13 protein-coding genes are annotated in these 18,256 nt (G+C 49.5%); 2 read left to right on the forward strand and 11 right to left on the reverse strand.

What is annotated here, in order from left to right:
* Positions 1–11 precede the first annotated feature (11 nt).
* The 11 genes from LC508_RS09475 to LC508_RS09525 form a co-directional block, all read right to left on the reverse strand.
* A complete protein-coding gene (locus LC508_RS09475; protein ID WP_103731298.1) occupies positions 12–746 on the reverse strand; it encodes a response regulator transcription factor in 735 nt (244 codons plus the stop codon).
* A 178-nt stretch (positions 747–924) separates the two neighbouring features.
* Positions 925–1,782, reverse strand: coding sequence for a carbohydrate ABC transporter permease (locus LC508_RS09480; RefSeq protein ID WP_033141942.1), 858 nt, complete (start codon positions 1,780–1,782; stop codon positions 925–927).
* A 16-nt stretch (positions 1,783–1,798) separates the two neighbouring features.
* On the reverse strand, positions 1,799–2,692 hold the full coding sequence (locus LC508_RS09485; RefSeq protein WP_033141941.1) for a carbohydrate ABC transporter permease: 894 nt from the start codon (positions 2,690–2,692) through the stop codon (positions 1,799–1,801).
* A gap of 159 nt (positions 2,693–2,851) precedes the next feature.
* Positions 2,852–4,207, reverse strand: coding sequence for an ABC transporter substrate-binding protein (locus LC508_RS09490; protein WP_033141940.1), 1,356 nt, complete (start codon positions 4,205–4,207; stop codon positions 2,852–2,854).
* Positions 4,208–4,316: 109 nt separating this feature from the next.
* Positions 4,317–6,125, reverse strand: coding sequence for a sensor histidine kinase (locus LC508_RS09495; protein WP_225305353.1), 1,809 nt, complete (start codon positions 6,123–6,125; stop codon positions 4,317–4,319).
* Between the two features lie 88 nt (positions 6,126–6,213).
* Positions 6,214–7,647: a phosphoglucomutase/phosphomannomutase family protein gene (locus tag LC508_RS09500; RefSeq protein WP_103731299.1), complete on the reverse strand. Its 1,434-nt coding sequence runs from the start codon at positions 7,645–7,647 to the stop codon at positions 6,214–6,216.
* Between the two features lie 33 nt (positions 7,648–7,680).
* Complete coding sequence (locus LC508_RS09505) at positions 7,681–10,071, reverse strand: GH36-type glycosyl hydrolase domain-containing protein (protein ID WP_103731300.1); 2,391 nt, start codon at positions 10,069–10,071, stop codon at positions 7,681–7,683.
* A gap of 230 nt (positions 10,072–10,301) precedes the next feature.
* Positions 10,302–11,204, reverse strand: coding sequence for a patatin-like phospholipase family protein (locus tag LC508_RS09510; protein WP_225305354.1), 903 nt, complete (start codon positions 11,202–11,204; stop codon positions 10,302–10,304).
* Complete coding sequence (locus LC508_RS09515; protein ID WP_103731301.1) at positions 11,173–12,447, reverse strand: ferritin family protein; 1,275 nt, start codon at positions 12,445–12,447, stop codon at positions 11,173–11,175. Before LC508_RS09515 ends, LC508_RS09510 begins: the two co-directional genes overlap by 32 nt.
* A gap of 26 nt (positions 12,448–12,473) precedes the next feature.
* Positions 12,474–14,060: a PucR family transcriptional regulator gene (locus LC508_RS09520; RefSeq protein ID WP_103731302.1), complete on the reverse strand. Its 1,587-nt coding sequence runs from the start codon at positions 14,058–14,060 to the stop codon at positions 12,474–12,476.
* Positions 14,057–15,625 carry a helix-turn-helix domain-containing protein gene (locus tag LC508_RS09525; protein WP_054352772.1) on the reverse strand — a complete coding sequence of 523 codons (1,569 nt, stop codon included), beginning with the start codon at positions 15,623–15,625 and terminating at the stop codon, positions 14,057–14,059. The genes LC508_RS09520 and LC508_RS09525 overlap by 4 nt, the downstream gene beginning before the upstream one ends.
* Before the next feature lie 281 nt (positions 15,626–15,906).
* Between LC508_RS09525 and LC508_RS09530 the strand changes: the two genes are divergently transcribed.
* Both LC508_RS09530 and LC508_RS09535 read left to right on the forward strand, forming a co-directional pair.
* The gene (locus LC508_RS09530; protein ID WP_033141934.1) at positions 15,907–17,133 is read left to right on the forward strand and encodes an MFS transporter; all 1,227 of its coding nucleotides are present in this window, start codon (positions 15,907–15,909) and stop codon (positions 17,131–17,133) included.
* A 37-nt stretch (positions 17,134–17,170) separates the two neighbouring features.
* Positions 17,171–18,166 (forward strand): uroporphyrinogen decarboxylase family protein, encoded by a 996-nt coding sequence (locus LC508_RS09535; protein WP_033141933.1) that lies wholly within the window; start codon positions 17,171–17,173, stop codon positions 18,164–18,166.
* Positions 18,167–18,256 lie beyond the last annotated feature (90 nt).

Consider the following 18,256-nt stretch of genomic DNA (forward strand, 5'->3'; position numbering starts at 1 on the left):
CCGTAAACGGACTATATCTTATTTCTGTACTCGTTGGCTGAAATCCCCTCTATCTTCTTAAAGACCCTGGAGAAATGCGCCATATCCAGAAATCCCACTTCCTCCGCCACATCCCCGATACGCAGGGACGGGTCCTTTAAAAGCTCCTTGGCCTTGTCGATCCGGATGGAATTGAGGATCTCCGAAAAGCTCTTTTCCAGATGCTTGTTCAAAAGCTTGCTCAGATGCCACTGGCTCACAAAAGTATTCTCCGCCACTTCACTTAAAGAAATCTTTTTATTATAGTTTTCCTGTATATAAGCCAGGGCATTCTTCACAATAAAACTTCCGGCAGTATTTTCAGATTCATCCTCCTCGCCGGTGATATTACACTTTTTCAGGTTTTCCGCCATGACCTGCACAGCTTCCTCTATCTCATCCATGTTGGAGGGCTTTAACAGAAACCGCGTCACACCCAGACGGATTGCCTGCTGCGCATAGTCAAAATCCCGGTACCCTGTCAGAATGGAAATCTGCATCTCCGGAAATTCCACCCTGAGAGCCGCAATCATTTTCAGCCCGTCCATGCCCGGCATGGAAATGTCGGATATTACAATATTGGGCTGCTCTTTCCTTATGACTTCCAGGCCTTCCTGTCCGTTGCCTGCTGTGGCTGCGATCTTACAGCCGTATTTTTCCCACGGTACCACTTTGGAAAGGCCCTCTGCAATAATTGGTTCGTCATCTACGATCACTACTTTATACATATGTACCCCCGGCTCCTGTTTTAGTTTATCACAAATTTTCTGTTCTTCTTTCAAATTTGCCTTAAATTTATGTAAAATATATTCACTTTTTATTATTATAAAACATTAACGAAAAAAAGGAAAGTATTTGGCCGGTTTTCCACCAAATACTTTCCTTATAGCTTTTATGATTCAGGCATCATCCTTTTACAGCTCCCGCTGTCATACCCTTGATGATGTACTTCTGCAGACATACATACACAACCAGAAGCGGTACGATGATCAGTGTCACTACTGCTGCCATAAGGCCATAGTCTGTTCCTTCTCTGGAAGAGATCTCCATGAGCAGTCGTGTGATCGCCCACTGGTCTTTGAAACGAAGGAAGAAGGTCTGGGAGAACAGGTCATTGTAGCTCCACAGGAAACTGAAGATACCGACGGTTGCAAACGATGGTTTCGTAAGCGGTACCACGATCTTGAAGAAGATCTGCATGGGATTGCAGCCTTCCAGGTACGCCGACTCTTCCAGCTCAATGGGAAGACTCCTGATATACCCTGTGAGCACCACCATGGCAAAGGCCAGGTTTCCGGCTATCTGCGGCAGTATCAGCGATATGAGCGAGAGGGAAACCTTATCGGTATTTACGATTCCCCAGGAAAACTCCATACGGAATACCGGGATGATGGTTGCGAATACCGGGAACATCATAGCTGCCACAACCAGTGTGTTCAGCAGTTTCTTGGTTTTCAGGTTATAGCGGACCAGTGCGTAGGAGGCCATTCCTGCCAGGAGGATAACCACAAGGGCCACACAGCAGGAAACGATGATACTGTTTTTATATGCGGTGAAGATGTTCAGCCTGTCAAATGCTGTCTTGTAGTTATCCATACTGAACAGATCCCCGATGGGAAGTGCAAAGGAATTTGCTATTATTTTCTTTTTGTCCTTGAATGAGTTTAAGATAACCCACAAAATCGGATAAATTGTTGTAAGTGCCCAGAATATCAGGATGAGATATACGACGCACATTCCTGGTGAAAATTTACGCTTTTTCATTTTTTATATCTCCCTTCTAATAATCTTTCTCTTTGAAAATGACATTTACAACCTTGGATAGTATGATGCCGAGAACAACAATTACGATCGCAATGGTGGAACTGTAGTCCGCGTCACTTGCCACGAACGCGTAGTAATACATATACGTGCCGGTAAGCCATGTCTTGCCGTAGGGCATGCCGTTGGGGAACATCATCCATGGCAGGTCGAAGACCTTCAGTGCTCCTGTCACAGCCAGCACACAGCAGGTGCAGATGACATTGTGGAGAAGCGGGATGGAGATGAAACGTACTCTCTGGAACCTTGTGGCTCCGTCAATGGATGCTGATTCATACAGTTCATCCGATATATTGTTAAGTCCGGTCAGCAGTATGATGAAATAGAATCCCACATACTGCCAGGTGACCGGTATCATCATGGTCATTATGGCGTGGGCCTCGTCCTTCCAGTCTGTCAGGTTCGTCATGCCCAGGAACTCCAGAAGCTGGTTGATCATACCTTTGTCATACAGGAAGATCAGGTTGAACAGAAGTCCTAATGCGGTTGCGGAGATAACGATCGGGAAGAAGTAAACGATTCGGAAGAACTTCGCTCCTCTTTTAATATTATCTACCAGAAGTGCTATGATAATTGCGATTCCCACCTGCCCTACGATGGTTACGATAATCATGATAAGCGTGTTTTTCAGGGCAATTCTCATGTTCGGGTCTGTGAACAGACGTGTGTAGTTTTTGTAAACCGGGTCATTGAACCCTTTGGCCGGAGTTGCCAGTCCTTTGATTTTCATGAAACTGTTGAAGATGTTCTGGATAAATGGGTAGTACAGATACAGAATCAGGAACAGGAATGCAGGCAGCAGGAAAAAAATGGCCGGCTTCTTATTCTTATAAATATTTGATGTGTTATTCATAGATTTCGCCTCCCAGACTTTCAAGCGAACACCTGCGTCCATTTGAAAGTTACTTCACTTGCTTTTCTTTAAGAAGGACCGGAGGATTTTTTCCTCTCCGGTCCTTGAAAAAATACAGTTTTTACGTTACAAATACTTTATCTGCGGATACAGATATGATTATTCTTCCATTGCATCAATAACCTGCTGGATCGCGTCATTGATTTCCATCTGACCTTCTACGATCTGCGGCATATTTGTGAAGATAGGAGCTCTCTGATCTTCGGTGCACAGATCCTGGCATGCGCCTGATGTAGCGGTTACGGATTTCAGCATGGTGAGGGCGTCTTTTTCCAGAGAGTTCAGTTTGCTCTCGTCAATCTGGGCGCCGTCTTTTAAGGATGTTGTGGCTGTTCCTGCAAAATCGGAAACGGTTTCTGTGTTGATGAAATATTCCACTAAATCTACAGCTGCTTTCTGTTTTTCCGGATCATCCCAGGCTTTTTTGGAGATGTACCATCCTGATGACAGACCGCTGATGATATCTGTTGTCTTTCTCTCATTCTGTCCCGGTACAAAGGTAACGGTGAAGTTATCAATGTTTTCAGCGTTATCTCTGATACCGCCCATCTTCCAGGAACCGTCTACATAAAATGCTGCTTTGTCCTGTAAGAATCCCTGGAATGCCTCGTCAGCTTCGCAGGTATTGGTATTTTCTGTGAAGAAGCCTTTTTCATAAACATCTTTGATGTCAGCGATGCCTTCTGCCCAGGCTTTGCCCACTTTGTCATCTACTTTTTCCGGTACTGCCACGTGTGTTGCCGGTGTGTCATGGTTGAAGATAGAATACTCAAACCAGTAGTGCGGCTCTTTGATCAGAGAAGCGGCGATCGGTGTATAACCTGCGTCCTTGATCTTCTGGCAGGTCTCCATGAACTGTTCCCATGTGGTATCCGGTCCCGGAATCTCAACACCTGCGTCCTCACAGACTTTCTTGTTCACGTACATGCCTTCCCAGTATCCGTAGAAAGGAACCGCATATTTTACACCGTCTACCGGGGATGCCGGGATCAGGTCATCATTCATATTTGACGCATAGTCCGGGTATTTTTCACGAATCTCATCAATGGAAACTACCTTGTCAGCCTCTACGAAGGGGTTGGAATCATTGCCGTTGAAGTAGAACATAACATCCGGTTCTGCACCTGTCTCAAAGTCTGTGATCACACGGGCTTTCATGGCTTCATCTGCAGATGCGGAGGAATCATTGATCTTGTTTCCTGTCTCTTTCTGCCAGTTCTCAATGGTTTCCTGATATTTATCCACATTGCTCTCGGTTCCTGCAAAAGTTGTGGTCACATTCAATGTAACTTTGCCTTCCGCACTGCCTTCGTCACTGTCATCCGATGTATCCGCGGTATCTTCTTTCTTGGTATCGTCACCAGCGTCCGCTGCTTTACTGTCGCCGCCGCAGCCTGCCAGCATGGTTCCTGCCATTGCTCCAACGAGTAAAACTGCTACAACTTTCTTCTTCATAACTAACTTACCTCCCTGTTTGCTTTGTTTTGCTTTGTTTTTCTTGATGACATTATAATACCGCAAATATTGTAAAAAGCGAATAACTGAGGCTGTGATTTTTTGCTTTTTATTGTGCTCTTAGACCAACAAAAATGGTCAAGCGGGCACAAATCCGGTCATCTTTTTCCTGGAAAATGGCCAGTCCGCAGGGTTCCCCGTACAAAATACCCAGTCTCTGGTTCACATTTGCTATGCCCAGATTGCCGGAGGATTCCTTGCTGGTGTCGTAGTCAGGCGCAAGCAGCCTGTCCACCTTTGCCCTCTCCTGCTCGTTCATCACACCGTTGTTCTCGGTCTCCAGATAGAGGTAGTCCCCCTTTTTGTAGCTTCTCAGTACCACTGTGCCGCTGCCGCTTCGGATAACGCCGTGTTCTATGGCGTTCTCGATCACGGGCTGCAGGATCAGCCTCGGCACCTTCTCATTCAGGGTGTCCTCCGCAATCTCCACCTCCACAGTGAGCTTGCTTCCCAGCCTCTCTTTCATTATATGAAGATAGGCCTCCACATATTGCAGCTCCTCCTTCAGAGGCACCACATGGCGGCGTTTCCTGTCCATGGCAGCGTTCATGAGCACAGACAGGGATTCTATCATCTTGGATATCTTCATATTACCGGAGAGACGGGCCTCCCAGTTGATGATCTCCAGTGTGTTGTTCATAAAGTGGGGGTTGATGTGGGACTGCAGGGCCATGATCCTGGCATCCTTGAGCGCCATCTCCTCCTGGTAAATATGGTCAAACTGGTATTTCAGCCGGCTTGACATCTGGTTAAAGGACTCTGTCAGGTAGACGAACTCCCTGCTTCCCGCCTCGAAGGTGATCTGATAGCCCAGATTGCCCTCCTGGATCTCCCTCGCCCCCTCCATAAGCTGTTCTGTGGGCTGCAGGATATGCCGCCGTACCATGAGGATCAGGAACACCACCAAAGGCACCAGCAGCACGATCATCACGCCCAGAATACGAAGGTACGCGTACATGGAATCCATGACCACCATCTTAGGTATCCGCACAAGGGTATCCAGACTGTAGCTGTTCTCCTTCACCAGATTCCTGATATACAGATAGCCCCCGTCCCAGGTGCTTCCCTTAGGATATTCCTCAGGGTGAAGTCCTTCTGTCTTCGTCTGTTCTTTCCCCTGGCTGAACTCCAGATTCAATTCATTTAAATAGATACTCATATCAAAGTCTTCCAGGAAATGCCGCATGCCCTCAAAGCAGTAGGCAATATTCATACGCATGACAAGTACACCCACAGGCTCAAAAGAACGGTTTACCAGGTTACGGATCATGTAGACCCTGCCGTCACACTCCAGAAAACCGATGTTTGTATCAAGGGTCTCGGCATATTTTTTCACTGTCTCGTGATCTTCCTTCCAATAGGTGTCAATCTGATGATAGGACCCGCCGGCGCTTGCATTGTACACCTCGCCGTTCAGCTTTTCCGGATCATCCAGATACCAGAATACGGTGCTGGAAAAGCTTTTATCCTTGGTATACTTGGTGTTCAGATATCCGCGCACCCTGCCGCTGAGCCAGTAATCTTTATAATGATTGTTCATAAAAGCCTCGTATACGGAGCGCAGTTCCCCCTCATAGGAGGCGTCTCTGGAGTCCTCTATGGCCTGGTTCAGCCGCTCCACGCTTGTCTGCATATTAAAGTTCACCTGGTCCGTCATATTATCCACCCGGTCACCTAACTGATTGGACAGGATATAATGGACCATCATCCCCACCATGAGCACAAATGGTATCATCCAGCAGCCAAGAGCAATGGCGATCACTCTCCACTGGATGGAAAATTTCTTCTTTTCTTTCATCTCGTTTCCCCTCTCCTGCATTCTGCGGTTCCCGTCCCGGCACCGCTCTTTCTCTATCATACCATGTACTATCCTTTTGCGCAGAAAAAATTAGAGGGTATGCTGCAAAATTTTAACATCCTGCAGCATACCCTCATCCTTTATCCGATCAATTTTTCAGTTCCAGGAATTCCTCGAAAATCTCGCACATGCGGACAGCCTGGTAAGCCTCAGGCATCTCACAGAAAATGCGCAGAAGAGGCTCTGTGCCGGAGAATCTGGCAATGATCCAGCCTCCGTTTTTAAAGTAGATCTTACAGCCGTCCATGTAGGAAACCTTTTCCACCGGTTCGTCAATATCGGGAAGGGCCTTATCCACCATGAGGGTCCTCTGGATCTCCTCTTTTCTTTCAGGCGTGAACTTGTAGTCCCTCTCCTCCATATAGATACTTCCGTACTCCTCCTCAATGTCCCTGGCGATCTGGGATATCTTCTTTCCTGTCACTGCGATCATTTCCACCAGCAGCATGGCAGCATATACGCCGTCCTTGCCGTTGATGTGTCCTTTTACGGTCAGGCCGCCTGAAGACTCCCCGCCGATAATGGCGTCTGTCTCCTCCATCTTGGAAGAGATATACTTAAAGCCAACGGGAACCTCATAGCATTTCTGCCCGAAGCTCTCTGCCACACGGTCCAGCATGTGGGTGGTTGCCACGTTGCGGACGACCGGGCCGCTCCAGCCTTTATATTTTACCAGATAATAATACAGCAGCACTAAGATATCATTGGGGTGCAGGAATTTTCCCGTATCATCAATGACACCGATACGGTCCGCATCCCCGTCGGTGGCCACACCGATGTCACAGCCTCTGTCCAGCACATAGTTCTGCAGGGAGCGCAGGGTCTGGGCATTGGGTGCCGGCAGCTTGCCGCCGAACAGCGTGTCGTGGCGCTCATGGATGATCTCCAGCTCGCAGCGGGTGATGGAGAGCAGAGTCTTCAGGGATGTCTGGCTCACACCGTACATGGGGTCAAGAGCCACACGGAGTCCTTTGTTCTTGATGGCCTCCACATCCACAGCGGCAATGATATTGTCCAGATATTCATTGAGAGGGTTAAATTCCACCACTTTCCCCTCAGCCACTGCCTGCTCATAGGGAATGGCGGCGATGGGAGTTCCAGCGGCGATCTCCTCCTCCACTTTTGCGATATATTCCTCAATCTCTGCGGTCTGCACTTCATTGGCATCCCTTCCGCCTCTTGTGAAGACCTTGATGCCGTTATAGATCGCCGGGTTATGGCTGGCTGTCACCATCATGCCGTATGGCAGGTTGTGTGCCATCACATAATACATGATAAGTGGTGTGGGTGAGGACCTGTTGATGAACCAGGCGCGGATTCCCTCCGCTGCCAGCACCTCACAGGACCACATAACTGCCTCTTTTGCCAGGAAACGCCTGTCATATCCGATGCAGATGTCCTCCTTCTCCACGCCCTCTGCCTTCATTTTCATGGCAAGGGCCTTTGTCAGCTTCTGGATATTCTCCTTCGTGAAGCCGTCACCTATAATTGCTCTCCAACCGCCTGTTCCAAATTTGATCATTGCTGTTCTCTCCTTCCTGTACGAACCCACAAGTTATCCCATAACAATTTTTACTGTATTTTCACTGCCTGCTTCGCAGACCGGTATCTTATCTACTTTTTCCTTGTTGAGCCAGATTTCCTTCACGCCTTTTTCCACATGGTCCGGGTTTTCCACTGTGATATCAAAGGACGCACCGCGAAATACCCTGTGCGCGGAAAATCCGTCCCAGTCACCCGGAATACAGGGATCGATCTCCAGTCCGTCCATCAGCGGACGGATGCCCAGCATATATCTGGTGGCTGCAAAGTAAGCCCAGCCGCCGCTGCCTGTCATGAAGGGATGGCGTGCCCTGCCGTAGGCTGTGTGGTCCCTGCCCATGATGAACTGGCAGTAGGAATAAGGCTCTGCCTGGCGCACCTCTATCATGTCATTCTGATAGTACGGACACAGAGCGTTGTAGAACTCCATGGCACGGCTGCCTCTGCCCAGCATACATTCCGCTGCCCATGCCCATGGGTTGGGATGACTGAACACAGAACCGTTTTCTTTCAGGCCCGGGTACACCCTGGTCACAAAACCGATATCATCATCCGGCACCGTATAGGAGGGGCCGTTGAGCATGATGCCGTAAGGAGTGAAGAGGTTCTCATAGACAGCATCCATGGCCTTTGTTCCCTTTTCTTTGGGCGCCGCGCCGGAGAGCACTGCCCAGGCATTGGATTCCAGATGTACTCTTCCCTCTTTGTCCTTCTGTGTTCCGATCTTCCGGCCGTTTTTCGTGATGCCGCGGATATACCACTCTCCGTCCCACAGCTCCCGGTCACAAACTTTTTTCACATTTTCAGCCATTGACCTGTATTTCTCCACATCCTCTTTCTCGCCCAGATAAGAAGCCATCTCGAGAAAGCTCTGTATCGCCCAGTAGTGCAGGAAGGATACCATGGCACTCTCGCCGCCGCCTAAGTTCAGGCAGTCGTTCCAGTCCGCGCGCAGACCCTTGCACACGCCGTCAGCTCCCACCTGTCTGGCGGAAAAGTCCAGAATTCGTTTCATATGGTCATAGACTGTGCCCTCGCCTTTGTCCGCATAAGGCACCACCTGTTTCAGCAGTTCAAATTCCCCTGTCTCTTTTACATACTCCACAATGGAGCTGACCAGCCACAGGGCATCGTCTGAGCAGGTGTCCTCCAGACCGTGGATCATCTGGTCCTTACTGGGTGTGGGCACGACTGTGGGGGACTTAAAGGGCTTCACTTCCGTATCCGGGTCAAACCATTCCGGCTGGAACAGATGCAGGCCGTATCCCTCCGACACCTGGCCCCTTAAAAGCTCTATGATCCTCTGGCGGCATTTTGCCGGATTGGAATGCGGTACCGTCATGGCATCCTGGGCAGTGTCCCGATAGCCCAGTCCTGTCCGTCCGCCCACTTCGATGAAGGAGGCAAACCTGGAGAACATCACATTGATCTCCGCCTGATAGAGAGTCCAGGTATTGATAAGCGTGTTCATGCCTTCATTTGGAGTCCGGATCTGCAGTTTGTCGAACTTGCTCTCCCAGTAGTTTTTCAGTTCCTCATAGGCTGCGTCCACATTGGCAAAACTGCTGTATTTTTCTCTGTAGGGATAAGCGGCTTTTCTGTTTCCCTCGCCCAGCATGAACACCAGGCGCACTTCCTCACCGGGAGCCAGTGTAAGCTTTTTCTGCAGGGCTCCGCAATGGTTGTTGCCCTTCTCAAAACCGCCGCCAAGAACACCCTTTTCCACCCCGATGGGATTGGTCTCCGTGCGGTAAGAGCCGATGAACTCATCCCGCAGACACTCAAATCCGTCCGGCCGGAAACTGGCTGTAAACCACTGGAATCCAAACTCTTCATAGAAAAGGTCGTGTTCAATGATGCCGTCCTCGCAGGAGGAGGCAGCCGCGTACATACTCATCTGAAAGTTCTTATTGTCCATCTCGATCTGATGGAAGGAAAATTCCAGATAGGAATACACGCTGAGGCTTCTGGTGCGTCCGCTGTCGTTTTTGATCTTCACATCCCACAGCTCCACCGGGTCCTCTTTGGGGATGCACATTTTCTGAGACGCTTTGATGCCGCTGTAATCGCATTCATAGACCGTATAGGACATACCGTGGCGGCAGGTGTATTTTGCCTGATCCAGCGGTTTTCCCACCGGCTGCCAGGATACGCTCCAGTAATCTCCGTCCTCATCATCCCGGATATACACATAATGGCCCGGGCGGTCCATGGGAACTGCGTTGGCCCGAAAGCGGGTTATGCGGTGGTACTCCGGTGATTTATAGAAAATATATCCGCCTGCGGTATGGTTCAAAACCGCACACATGTCTTTTACTCCCAGGTAATTGGTCCAGGATGTAGGCAGATCTACCCTGTCAATCACATACTCTCTTTTCTCATTGTCAAAATGTCCGTATTTCATGTTACGAAACCCTCCTGAATCTCCTATTAAGAACTTTGCTGCAGATACCCGCTGTAATGGCTCTGCGCCCTCCCAAACGAAAGGGGCCCGCACCGGCAGACCCCTTTTCGTCTTCCTGGCTCTATTATAGAAAACTTTCCGTTTCAGTAACATAGTTCAGGATGTTAATATTTGTTTTTTCTTGTTACATAAACCTGTCCGGCAGCTTCCTTAAGAGCGTCAAACAGGCTCTAGCCTTCCAGGTATTTTTTCAGCGCCTCTGCTCTCTGTGCGGCTGTCTCGTATCCCTGGCGGTAAAGTGCCTCCAGTTTTTCCCCGTCCTTTTCTATACGCCCGATTTCCACAGGCCTGGGAGGCTGGATCAGGAAAACCCTGCCCTCTTTTTCTTCCCGGTACAGATAATCCAGGGTCTCGTTGTAATCCAGATGTCTGTTTTCCATACGCTCTACAAGCTTTGGAAACTGTCTGCCGTAGCGGATGCGCAGAAGAGGCATCATCTGGTTCTTCTTTTTCCGGTATTCCCTGCCGCGGGTGAGAATCACCACATTTTTCTCATTTCCCAGGCTCTCGGATTTTCGGATGGGAATGGAATCTGTGATGCCTCCGTCCAGGTAGGGTTTCTTCCGGATCCACAGGGTTCTGGACATAAGAGGAAGGGAGCTGGACGCGCGGATATAACAAATCTCACGGCGCAGATCCCTGATCTGCTTATACTCTGCCTGCCCGGTCTCACAGTTTGTCACCACAGCGTAAAACCCGGCAGGGTTGGCGTCAAAAGTCTCATAATCATAGGGGTCCAGCTCTTCCGGAATGGTTTTATACAGCATCTCGGCTCCAAAATAATCGCCTGTTTTGATAAAACTGCCTATTCCGCAGTATCTGGGGTCATCCAGATATCCGGTGATCGTCCGGTATCCCCTTCTGTGCTGCTTGGAAAGATAGCTACAGGCCAGGCAGGAACCTGCGGAAACGCCAATACAGGTGTCAAACTGTATGTCCTGTTCCAGAAAATAATCCAGCACGCCTGCGGTAAACACACCGCGCATGCCGCCTCCCTCCAAAACAAGACCTGTTTTTGTAATGCTCTGTGTCATAATTCTGTCATCCCTCTTCCGTCTCTTCTTTACTTTCATATACTAAAAATTCCCCGGCCGGCGCCCCGCAGACCGGACAGCGCTCCGGGCGGCTCTCCATCAGGCATCCGCAGACCGGGCACACATAAAATACGGTTTTTTCAAATTCGTCACCGTCTGCAGCCTCCCGAAGAAGCCTTGCATGGGCTTTCTCCGCGGAAGCGGCATCCCGGTAAGCCTGCCTGGTCAGCAGGAGATCATGCTCTTGGGCGTAGTCCGCAACCATGGGGTACAGCCGTTCGTACTCGAATTCCTCTCCCGGCACATAGGTGTCCACGGATTCATGAAAGGCCTTCGGCTTGTCTAAAATGGCGTAAAAGCTCTTGGCATGCCGGTATTCCGACTCTGCCAGGGCGCGGAACAGATTGGCGATCCTGCCGTATCCTCTCTTATCCGCGCGTTCCGCAAAGGTCTGATATCTGAGAAACGCATACAGTTCTCCCTTTACCGTCTCCTCAAGCTGACTCCTGGTGATCTTATCCTCCCGCTCCCTCTGGTAAGGGGCATCCCCCAGATTTTCAAACCTGTGGCAGAGCCTGCCGTTCTCCCGGGCAAAGCGGACAATGTGATGCTCCACATCCGCTGCCTTGATATTCTCGGATACGTCCTCAATAATGGCACCGCCTCCCCCTGTACAGACAAAGGGGATGTTATCCACTTCGTCCTCAAAGCAGGAGTGGACATGGCCGCACACAAAATATTTGATCTTCTCTTTATAGGGTAAATACACTGCCCGCAGGCGTTCAAACTCCTCCTGGGAGACTGAATTTCCCGTAAAATGGTTTGGAATAGGTATGTGGAACGCGATCACCACATTTTTGCATTCCTCCATGGCAAGTACCTGTCCCAGAAGTGCAAGCCCTGCATCGGAGAATTTCCGGAAGGCATTATCCACCACCACAATGGTGAAGGTCTCTGCAAGGACCGCGTAATCGTGCAGGCCGAAGAAAGCTTCATAGTCTCCTGTATCGTGGTTTCCCCGGAGCACAAATACATCTTTTTCGGCTACGGATTCCGTGAGGGTACATACATTTTTATAGTGCCGTTCATCCCCAACAGGAACCATATCGCCCGCAATGAGAATCATATCCTCCTTCGCTGCCTTCTCCAGCGCGCCTGCGTACGTCTTCATCATAACAGTGCCCAGCCCTTCGCATCCCGGGTCTCCAATCACTGCAAATGACGTACAGCCGGGGCGGCGGACGATGGGTTCTATAATTTTCTGAATATTACGTTTCTTCATGATAATACCTCCTCAATGGTATTATTTTACTTCATTTTTTCTGAACTGGCAACCCGAATCGACCGCGCGGGCTTCTTAGCCTCCTGTTCCAGGTATGCCTTAAGGGACGCGGTATCCTGTTTCAGCAGGAACAGAATGCTCTGGAGATACATTTTATTGTAGCTGTCGTTTAAGTCAAGACCCAGCATTTCGTGGATACGTCTTACCCTGTATTTCAGCGTACTGATATGGATTCCCAGATGGGAAGCGGTGCGGCTCATGACCATAAAGTTGTCAAAGAGAGCCTCCAGGGTCTGATAATAGCTGGTGTGGTGGATATAGTCATGGAGGAGCAGGTCCTTCAGCCCTCCGAATAAAAGGACATTGACCGGCAGGGATTTCCACCCCTCATAGATGATGTAATCCAGCGCAAAATCCCTGAATAGACATGCCTTTTTCGTGTAATCCAGTTTGTTTCCGATGCGTATGGCAGCCAATGCCTGGGTACAGTAATCCGGGTAATCTAAAAAACTGCGGAAAGGCGTGCTGACACCTGCGATCAGCGGGGAATCTTTCAGTATCTTTTCCAGCCGTTTTGCGATCTCATCCACACCGCCGGATATCAGAAGCAGGTTGCAGAGGAAGAAAATCTCAGTCCCTGTCTTTACCATGAGACTGCTTCGCTCAAACAGCTCATCATCGGGTATCTCTCTCTGGCTGACTTTGCTGAAAAAGGCTGATTTCAGCACAATGCACACATAACTGCCCTTTATTTCCCAGCCGAGGGTGGAGAGGGCAAGCTCCAGGCATCTGGGCATCTGCAGAAAGCTGCTGCCCTTTTCCGCCTGTATCGCCAGGGTTTTCTGCATCCGTTCCATACCCTGATAACTGTTTATAAAATTCACACGGAGCAGGCTCCTTAAATACTGCCCTGTATGACAGAGCAGTATCCTGTCCCGTTCCGTCAGCGGCATTGTGACAGAGAGAAGAAAGATCCCGAACAAAAACTTATCCTCCTTACGGACCGGCACTGCCAGAAAGGGAATCCCCTCCTCTGTTTCGGAAACCCCGCCCTCCCCCTTACATGCCCTGCAAAAAGAACGGGCAAAAGACGGCCGCAGAAAATCGGTATCCCCGTCCCTGCACTCACAGGGAATCCTGCAGGCATCTTCATTCTGGGACAGGGCCAGGATCTCCATATGTTCTCCCACCAGGATAATGGGATTGGAGAACACAGACAGAAGCACAGGGGCAAGGGCAGAGAACGGTTTTCCGTCCCTGCACAGCCGGTCCAGCTCTTCCTCAAACATCCTGTATTTTTCAAACAGTTTCATAAGCAGCGACAAGATCATCTGAGGTGTCAGATAGGGTCTGACCCAGAGAATATCCATGCCCTCTCTTTCCAGGCACTCTTTGGAGGGCTTTCCGATGCTCACTAAAGTAAGGGCAGGATGTTTTTTCGGTATCCGCTCCAGGTCCCCGGCGTACATGACATATACGTGATAGGCTCTCGGCAATATCCCCTCCTGCCAGATCAGGGCGCCGGTCAGACAAAGCTCCGCAGGGTCTGATTTCAGGGAACTTCCCTCCACCCCCTTTAAGTCTTCCGCCAGTATCCATCCATTCAGCTTCATAATACCACCTCCTGCTCCCCTGCAAGCTCAGGATACCGTTTTAAGATTCGGAAGATGAGCATCAGATAAAGCCTCTCCTGAGGGGAATCCAGATCCATATCCAGAAGCTCCCTGATCTTTTTCATCCGGGACTTAAAGGTATTCCTGTGTATGTACAGATCATCAATGGCCTTTGCTGTGTGGGAGTCAAATTCTATGTAATTCAGTAAGGTCTTGTAATAGCTGGTATCGTGGGTCCTGTCATAGCGGATGAGTTCCAGGATGGACGCCGGTATCAGCGTCCGCACCGGCAGGGTGTCGGCACCGCAGTTCAGCACATAGTGCAGGGCATAGTCCTCGAATTTGAACAGCCACTGGGTGCTGCTGCACTCCTTTCCTGAATAAAGGGCTGCCTCTGCCTGCCGGTAGTAGTCAGGAAACTGGAAGAAGTCAGAGAACTCTGTGCTGATTCCTGACTTGAACAGATTATCCCTTACAATATAGGCCAGGCGCCTGCATTCCTCATCCCTGCCCTCCAGCCCAAGGCCCAGATTGCACAGAAGCAGCAGCCTGTCCTCATATTCCAGGGAGAGGTAACCGTGAAGCTGGTGGTCAAAAAGCACGCTCTCATAGGCGGCTGAATGCAGCTCCTGCCCGGTCTCCGTCAGTTCCATGCAGACACAGAAAAAAGGGCCGCTCCGCTTCCATCCTGCCAGCCGCATTGCCATGAGAAGCTTATCCACATCAAATTCCGACGGGCTTCGCAGATACTCCAGGGCATAATTCTTAAATGCCTCCAGAGCATTGAATCTGGAACCGGAATGACGCACAGCAAGCGCCCGCACCGTCTCGGTGAACACAGAGAGCAGTGCCAGATGTCCGTCTGTCAGAGTGATATTCACCCCGTCTATGACAATCCTTCCCCAGTATTCCCCGTTCTCGTCGAATATGTTGCTGTATATACTTATGAACTTTTCCCCCTCGTTGCTCCAATACTGGGGTGTTACAAATTCCAGGGTGGTCAGGTAATCCGAGCGAAAAAACAGCTCATCCGTAATATTCCGGTCCAGATAATTGGTCCCCTCCTGTAAAAGGCTGTAGGAAAAACTGGCATTTCCCGCCTCCGCATACCCCATAAGCTCATATTCCCTGTTGTGCACCATGACAGGGCTGTTGAAAATGGGCAGGCTGAGGCGGCAGAGTGCCTCAATGCTCCGCTCCCCGGAGAGGACAGCGGAAAGCCCCTGCTCCCATCTGTTGTATTTCTCAAAAATTTCTTCCAGCCGGGACAGCAGCGCGTCCGCTGTCAGACTGCCGTCCATACAGATCCAGGAGCAGCCATACGGGAAATCTCCCGCCAGTGGTTCTGTCCCCCCTAAAAACAGCAGTGCGGTTCCTGATTCCAGCTCCGGAATATCCAGTGCCTGGTCTGCAGATTCCATCAGATACAGTGTGTCCCTGCGCAGCACACAGCCCGGCTGATACAAGGTGTAGAAGGACAGCTTTCTATCCAGATAATCCTGTTCTCCCCGGTACCCGGACACATGCTCCAGTTCATTCATCAGAATATGTATATTTAATTCCATTCTGTACCTCCCTATACCTTCCGTTTCCTGTTTCGGCTTCTATAGTTCCATTATAAATCCCTTCTCTTTGTTTTACCAGATTATCCTTTCCTCCGTTTTGACGTTTTTTCATCTCCAAATTCACAAAAACGGACGAAAAACAGGATGCCTCTGCGTTTTTTCAAAAGTTTTAGACGGTAAGGTCACGAAAATACAGGAATTTCAAAGGATGGTAAGAGAATTTAAATAAGATATAATGGGTACATAAGATCCGGATCGCAAATATTTTATGGAGGTGTAAGATGGACAAAGAAATGACCAGAGGGCGTGCTCTTCTGTTTTTAATCTCTCTTTTTCTGACAAACGTGGCAGTTATGGCAGATATGGTTATCATTCCGGCCGGAAACGGGCTGTATGAGACCTTCCAAAATGACGCCGCCGTGAATTTTATCCTGTCGGGACCATCCTTTATCATGCTTTTCTCAGCCATGCTGTGCGGAAAACTCATGCAGTATCTGAGCAAAAAGAAAATTTTAATTGGGGCTATGATCCTGTTTGCCGTATCTGCCATTTTAGGCGGAGCTGTGGCAAATGTGTATTATGTACTGGTTATGCGTATACTGGTGGGCATTTCCATGGGCTTTGTAAATGCCGCTGCCATGGCTCTGATCGCTGAGGTCTATGTGGATGAAGACAAGCGCGGAACCATCATGGGTATCTTCAATGCCACTATGGCAGGTACCGGTGCTGTCATCAGTCTGATCGCAGGTGTATTTGCAGTACGTTCCTGGAACGAAGTTTTTAAGGTCTACTGGATAGCCGTGCCGGTGATCGTCATGATGATTTTCTTCCTTCCCACAACGCCGGCGGAGGGCAGTCCCTCAGAGGAAAACCAGGCGAAAGTACAGGGAAGAAATCCATATCTGTCGAGGCAGTTTATGCTGATGGTCTCCTGCTTTGCCTATAATCTGATCTACGCGGTCATCTATTATCAGGTATCTGTCCTGGTGGCAGAACAGGGGTATGGAAATGAAAGCGTTGCCGCACTGCTCTCCACACTGGGTACCGTGGGAAGCTGCATCCTCTGTATCCTGTTCGGAGCCCTGTACTCCAAGCTGAAAAGGGCAACCATCATTTTCGGATATGTGGGACTCTGTCTCTCCTATCTACTGCTTTACCTGGCATCCGGACCGGTCATGGCCGGAATTGCATGTACGCTGTGCGGTGCTTCCTATGGATACGGTTTCTCTTACTTCTTCCTGAGATGCACGGTCGTCGTACCCAAGGAGCGGGTATCCTCCTCTATCTCCATGACAACAGCCATCGGAGGTTTTGGAATGTTCCTCTCCACCTATGCCTGCACCATGCTGCAGAAGCTTCTGGGCACCACAGGCATTTTAAAACTGCTTCCCGTAGCCATTGCCGCTTCCGGAATCGGTGCTGTACTGTCTATTATCTGCACTGTAATGGATAAGAAAAATCCCAGCGACCTGTCCATGCAGGAAGTCCGGGAAAATGAAAATATGTAATATGTAAAAACGGAACTCATGAAAGGAGATTTTTGATATGCTGACAAAAAGACAGAATTTACTGGAAACCATCAGAGGCGGACATCCCGACCGCTTTGTAAACCAATATGAATTTATGCACATTATTTACGGCAGCCCGTTCTTTGACCTGCACAACGGCCCCATTCTGGAGGAAGGTGTCTTAAATGCAGTCAATGGCTGGGGCATCACATTCTCATGGCCAAAAGGAACCCCCGGCGACTTCCCGGTCCACGATGAGGAGCATCTGGTACTCAAGGATGTTACGGAATGGCGGAAATACGTTCATGCGCCAAGTCTGGATTACCCGGATTCTGAATGGGAACCTTACATCAAAGAGGCGGAATCCGTGGACAGAAATGAATATTTCGTAACTTCTGTCATGTTCCCGGGACTTTTTGAACAGTGCCATCATCTGATGGATATTCCTGAGACTATGATGAACTTTATTGAGGAACCGGAGGCCATGCATGAGCTGATTGACTATCTCACTGACTGGGAGCTGGAATATGCGGATAAGGTCTGCAGATACTTAAAGCCTGATGCCCTTTTCCATCACGACGACTGGGGTACCCAGACCTCCACCTTCATCTCTCCCGCTATGTTTGAGGAATTCTTCCTTCCCGCATACAAGAAGATCTACAAGAGATACCGTGACAACGGCGTGGAGCTCATTGTGCATCACTCGGATTCCTACGCAGCCACACTGGTGCCCTATATGATAGAGATGGGTGTGGATATCTGGCAGGGTGTCATGACCACAAACAACGTACCGGAACTGATCAAAAAATACGGCGGACAGATTTCCTTCATGGGCGGCATCGACAGCGCCAAAGTGGATTATCCGGGCTGGACCAGAGATGTGATCAAAAAAGAAGTGCGCCGCGCCTGTGACGAGAACGGCAAACTCTATTTCATTCCGTGTGCTTCCCAGGGACTTGATATCAGTACCTTCCCGGGGGTGTATGAGACACTGAGCGAAGAGATTGATGCTTACAGCAAAGAAGTCTTTTAATATTCCGTTATTTGAAAATGGCCGGCATTCCAACTCCTCTGGAATGCCGGCCATTAAAAAAACTCTCTGGCTTCTGCCAAAGAGTTTTCT

Origin of the sequence: Blautia parvula (assembly GCF_020215665.1) — a bacterium.
GTDB lineage: Bacteria > Bacillota > Clostridia > Lachnospirales > Lachnospiraceae > Blautia > Blautia celeris.

Coding starts and splice junctions, on each gene's coding strand:
- LC508_RS09475 (WP_103731298.1), bottom strand. CDS start 746: ATGTATAAAGTAGTGATCGTAGATGACGAACCAATTATTGCAGAGGGC.
- LC508_RS09480 (WP_033141942.1), bottom strand. CDS start 1,782: ATGAAAAAGCGTAAATTTTCACCAGGAATGTGCGTCGTATATCTCATC.
- LC508_RS09485 (WP_033141941.1), bottom strand. CDS start 2,692: ATGAATAACACATCAAATATTTATAAGAATAAGAAGCCGGCCATTTTT.
- LC508_RS09490 (WP_033141940.1), bottom strand. CDS start 4,207: ATGAAGAAGAAAGTTGTAGCAGTTTTACTCGTTGGAGCAATGGCAGGA.
- LC508_RS09495 (WP_225305353.1), bottom strand. CDS start 6,125: ATGATAGAGAAAGAGCGGTGCCGGGACGGGAACCGCAGAATGCAGGAG.
- LC508_RS09500 (WP_103731299.1), bottom strand. CDS start 7,647: ATGATCAAATTTGGAACAGGCGGTTGGAGAGCAATTATAGGTGACGGC.
- LC508_RS09505 (WP_103731300.1), bottom strand. CDS start 10,071: ATGAAATACGGACATTTTGACAATGAGAAAAGAGAGTATGTGATTGAC.
- LC508_RS09510 (WP_225305354.1), bottom strand. CDS start 11,204: ATGAAAGTAAAGAAGAGACGGAAGAGGGATGACAGAATTATGACACAG.
- LC508_RS09515 (WP_103731301.1), bottom strand. CDS start 12,447: ATGAAGAAACGTAATATTCAGAAAATTATAGAACCCATCGTCCGCCGC.
- LC508_RS09520 (WP_103731302.1), bottom strand. CDS start 14,060: ATGAAGCTGAATGGATGGATACTGGCGGAAGACTTAAAGGGGGTGGAG.
- LC508_RS09525 (WP_054352772.1), bottom strand. CDS start 15,625: ATGGAATTAAATATACATATTCTGATGAATGAACTGGAGCATGTGTCC.
- LC508_RS09530 (WP_033141934.1), top strand. CDS start 15,907: ATGGACAAAGAAATGACCAGAGGGCGTGCTCTTCTGTTTTTAATCTCT.
- LC508_RS09535 (WP_033141933.1), top strand. CDS start 17,171: ATGCTGACAAAAAGACAGAATTTACTGGAAACCATCAGAGGCGGACAT.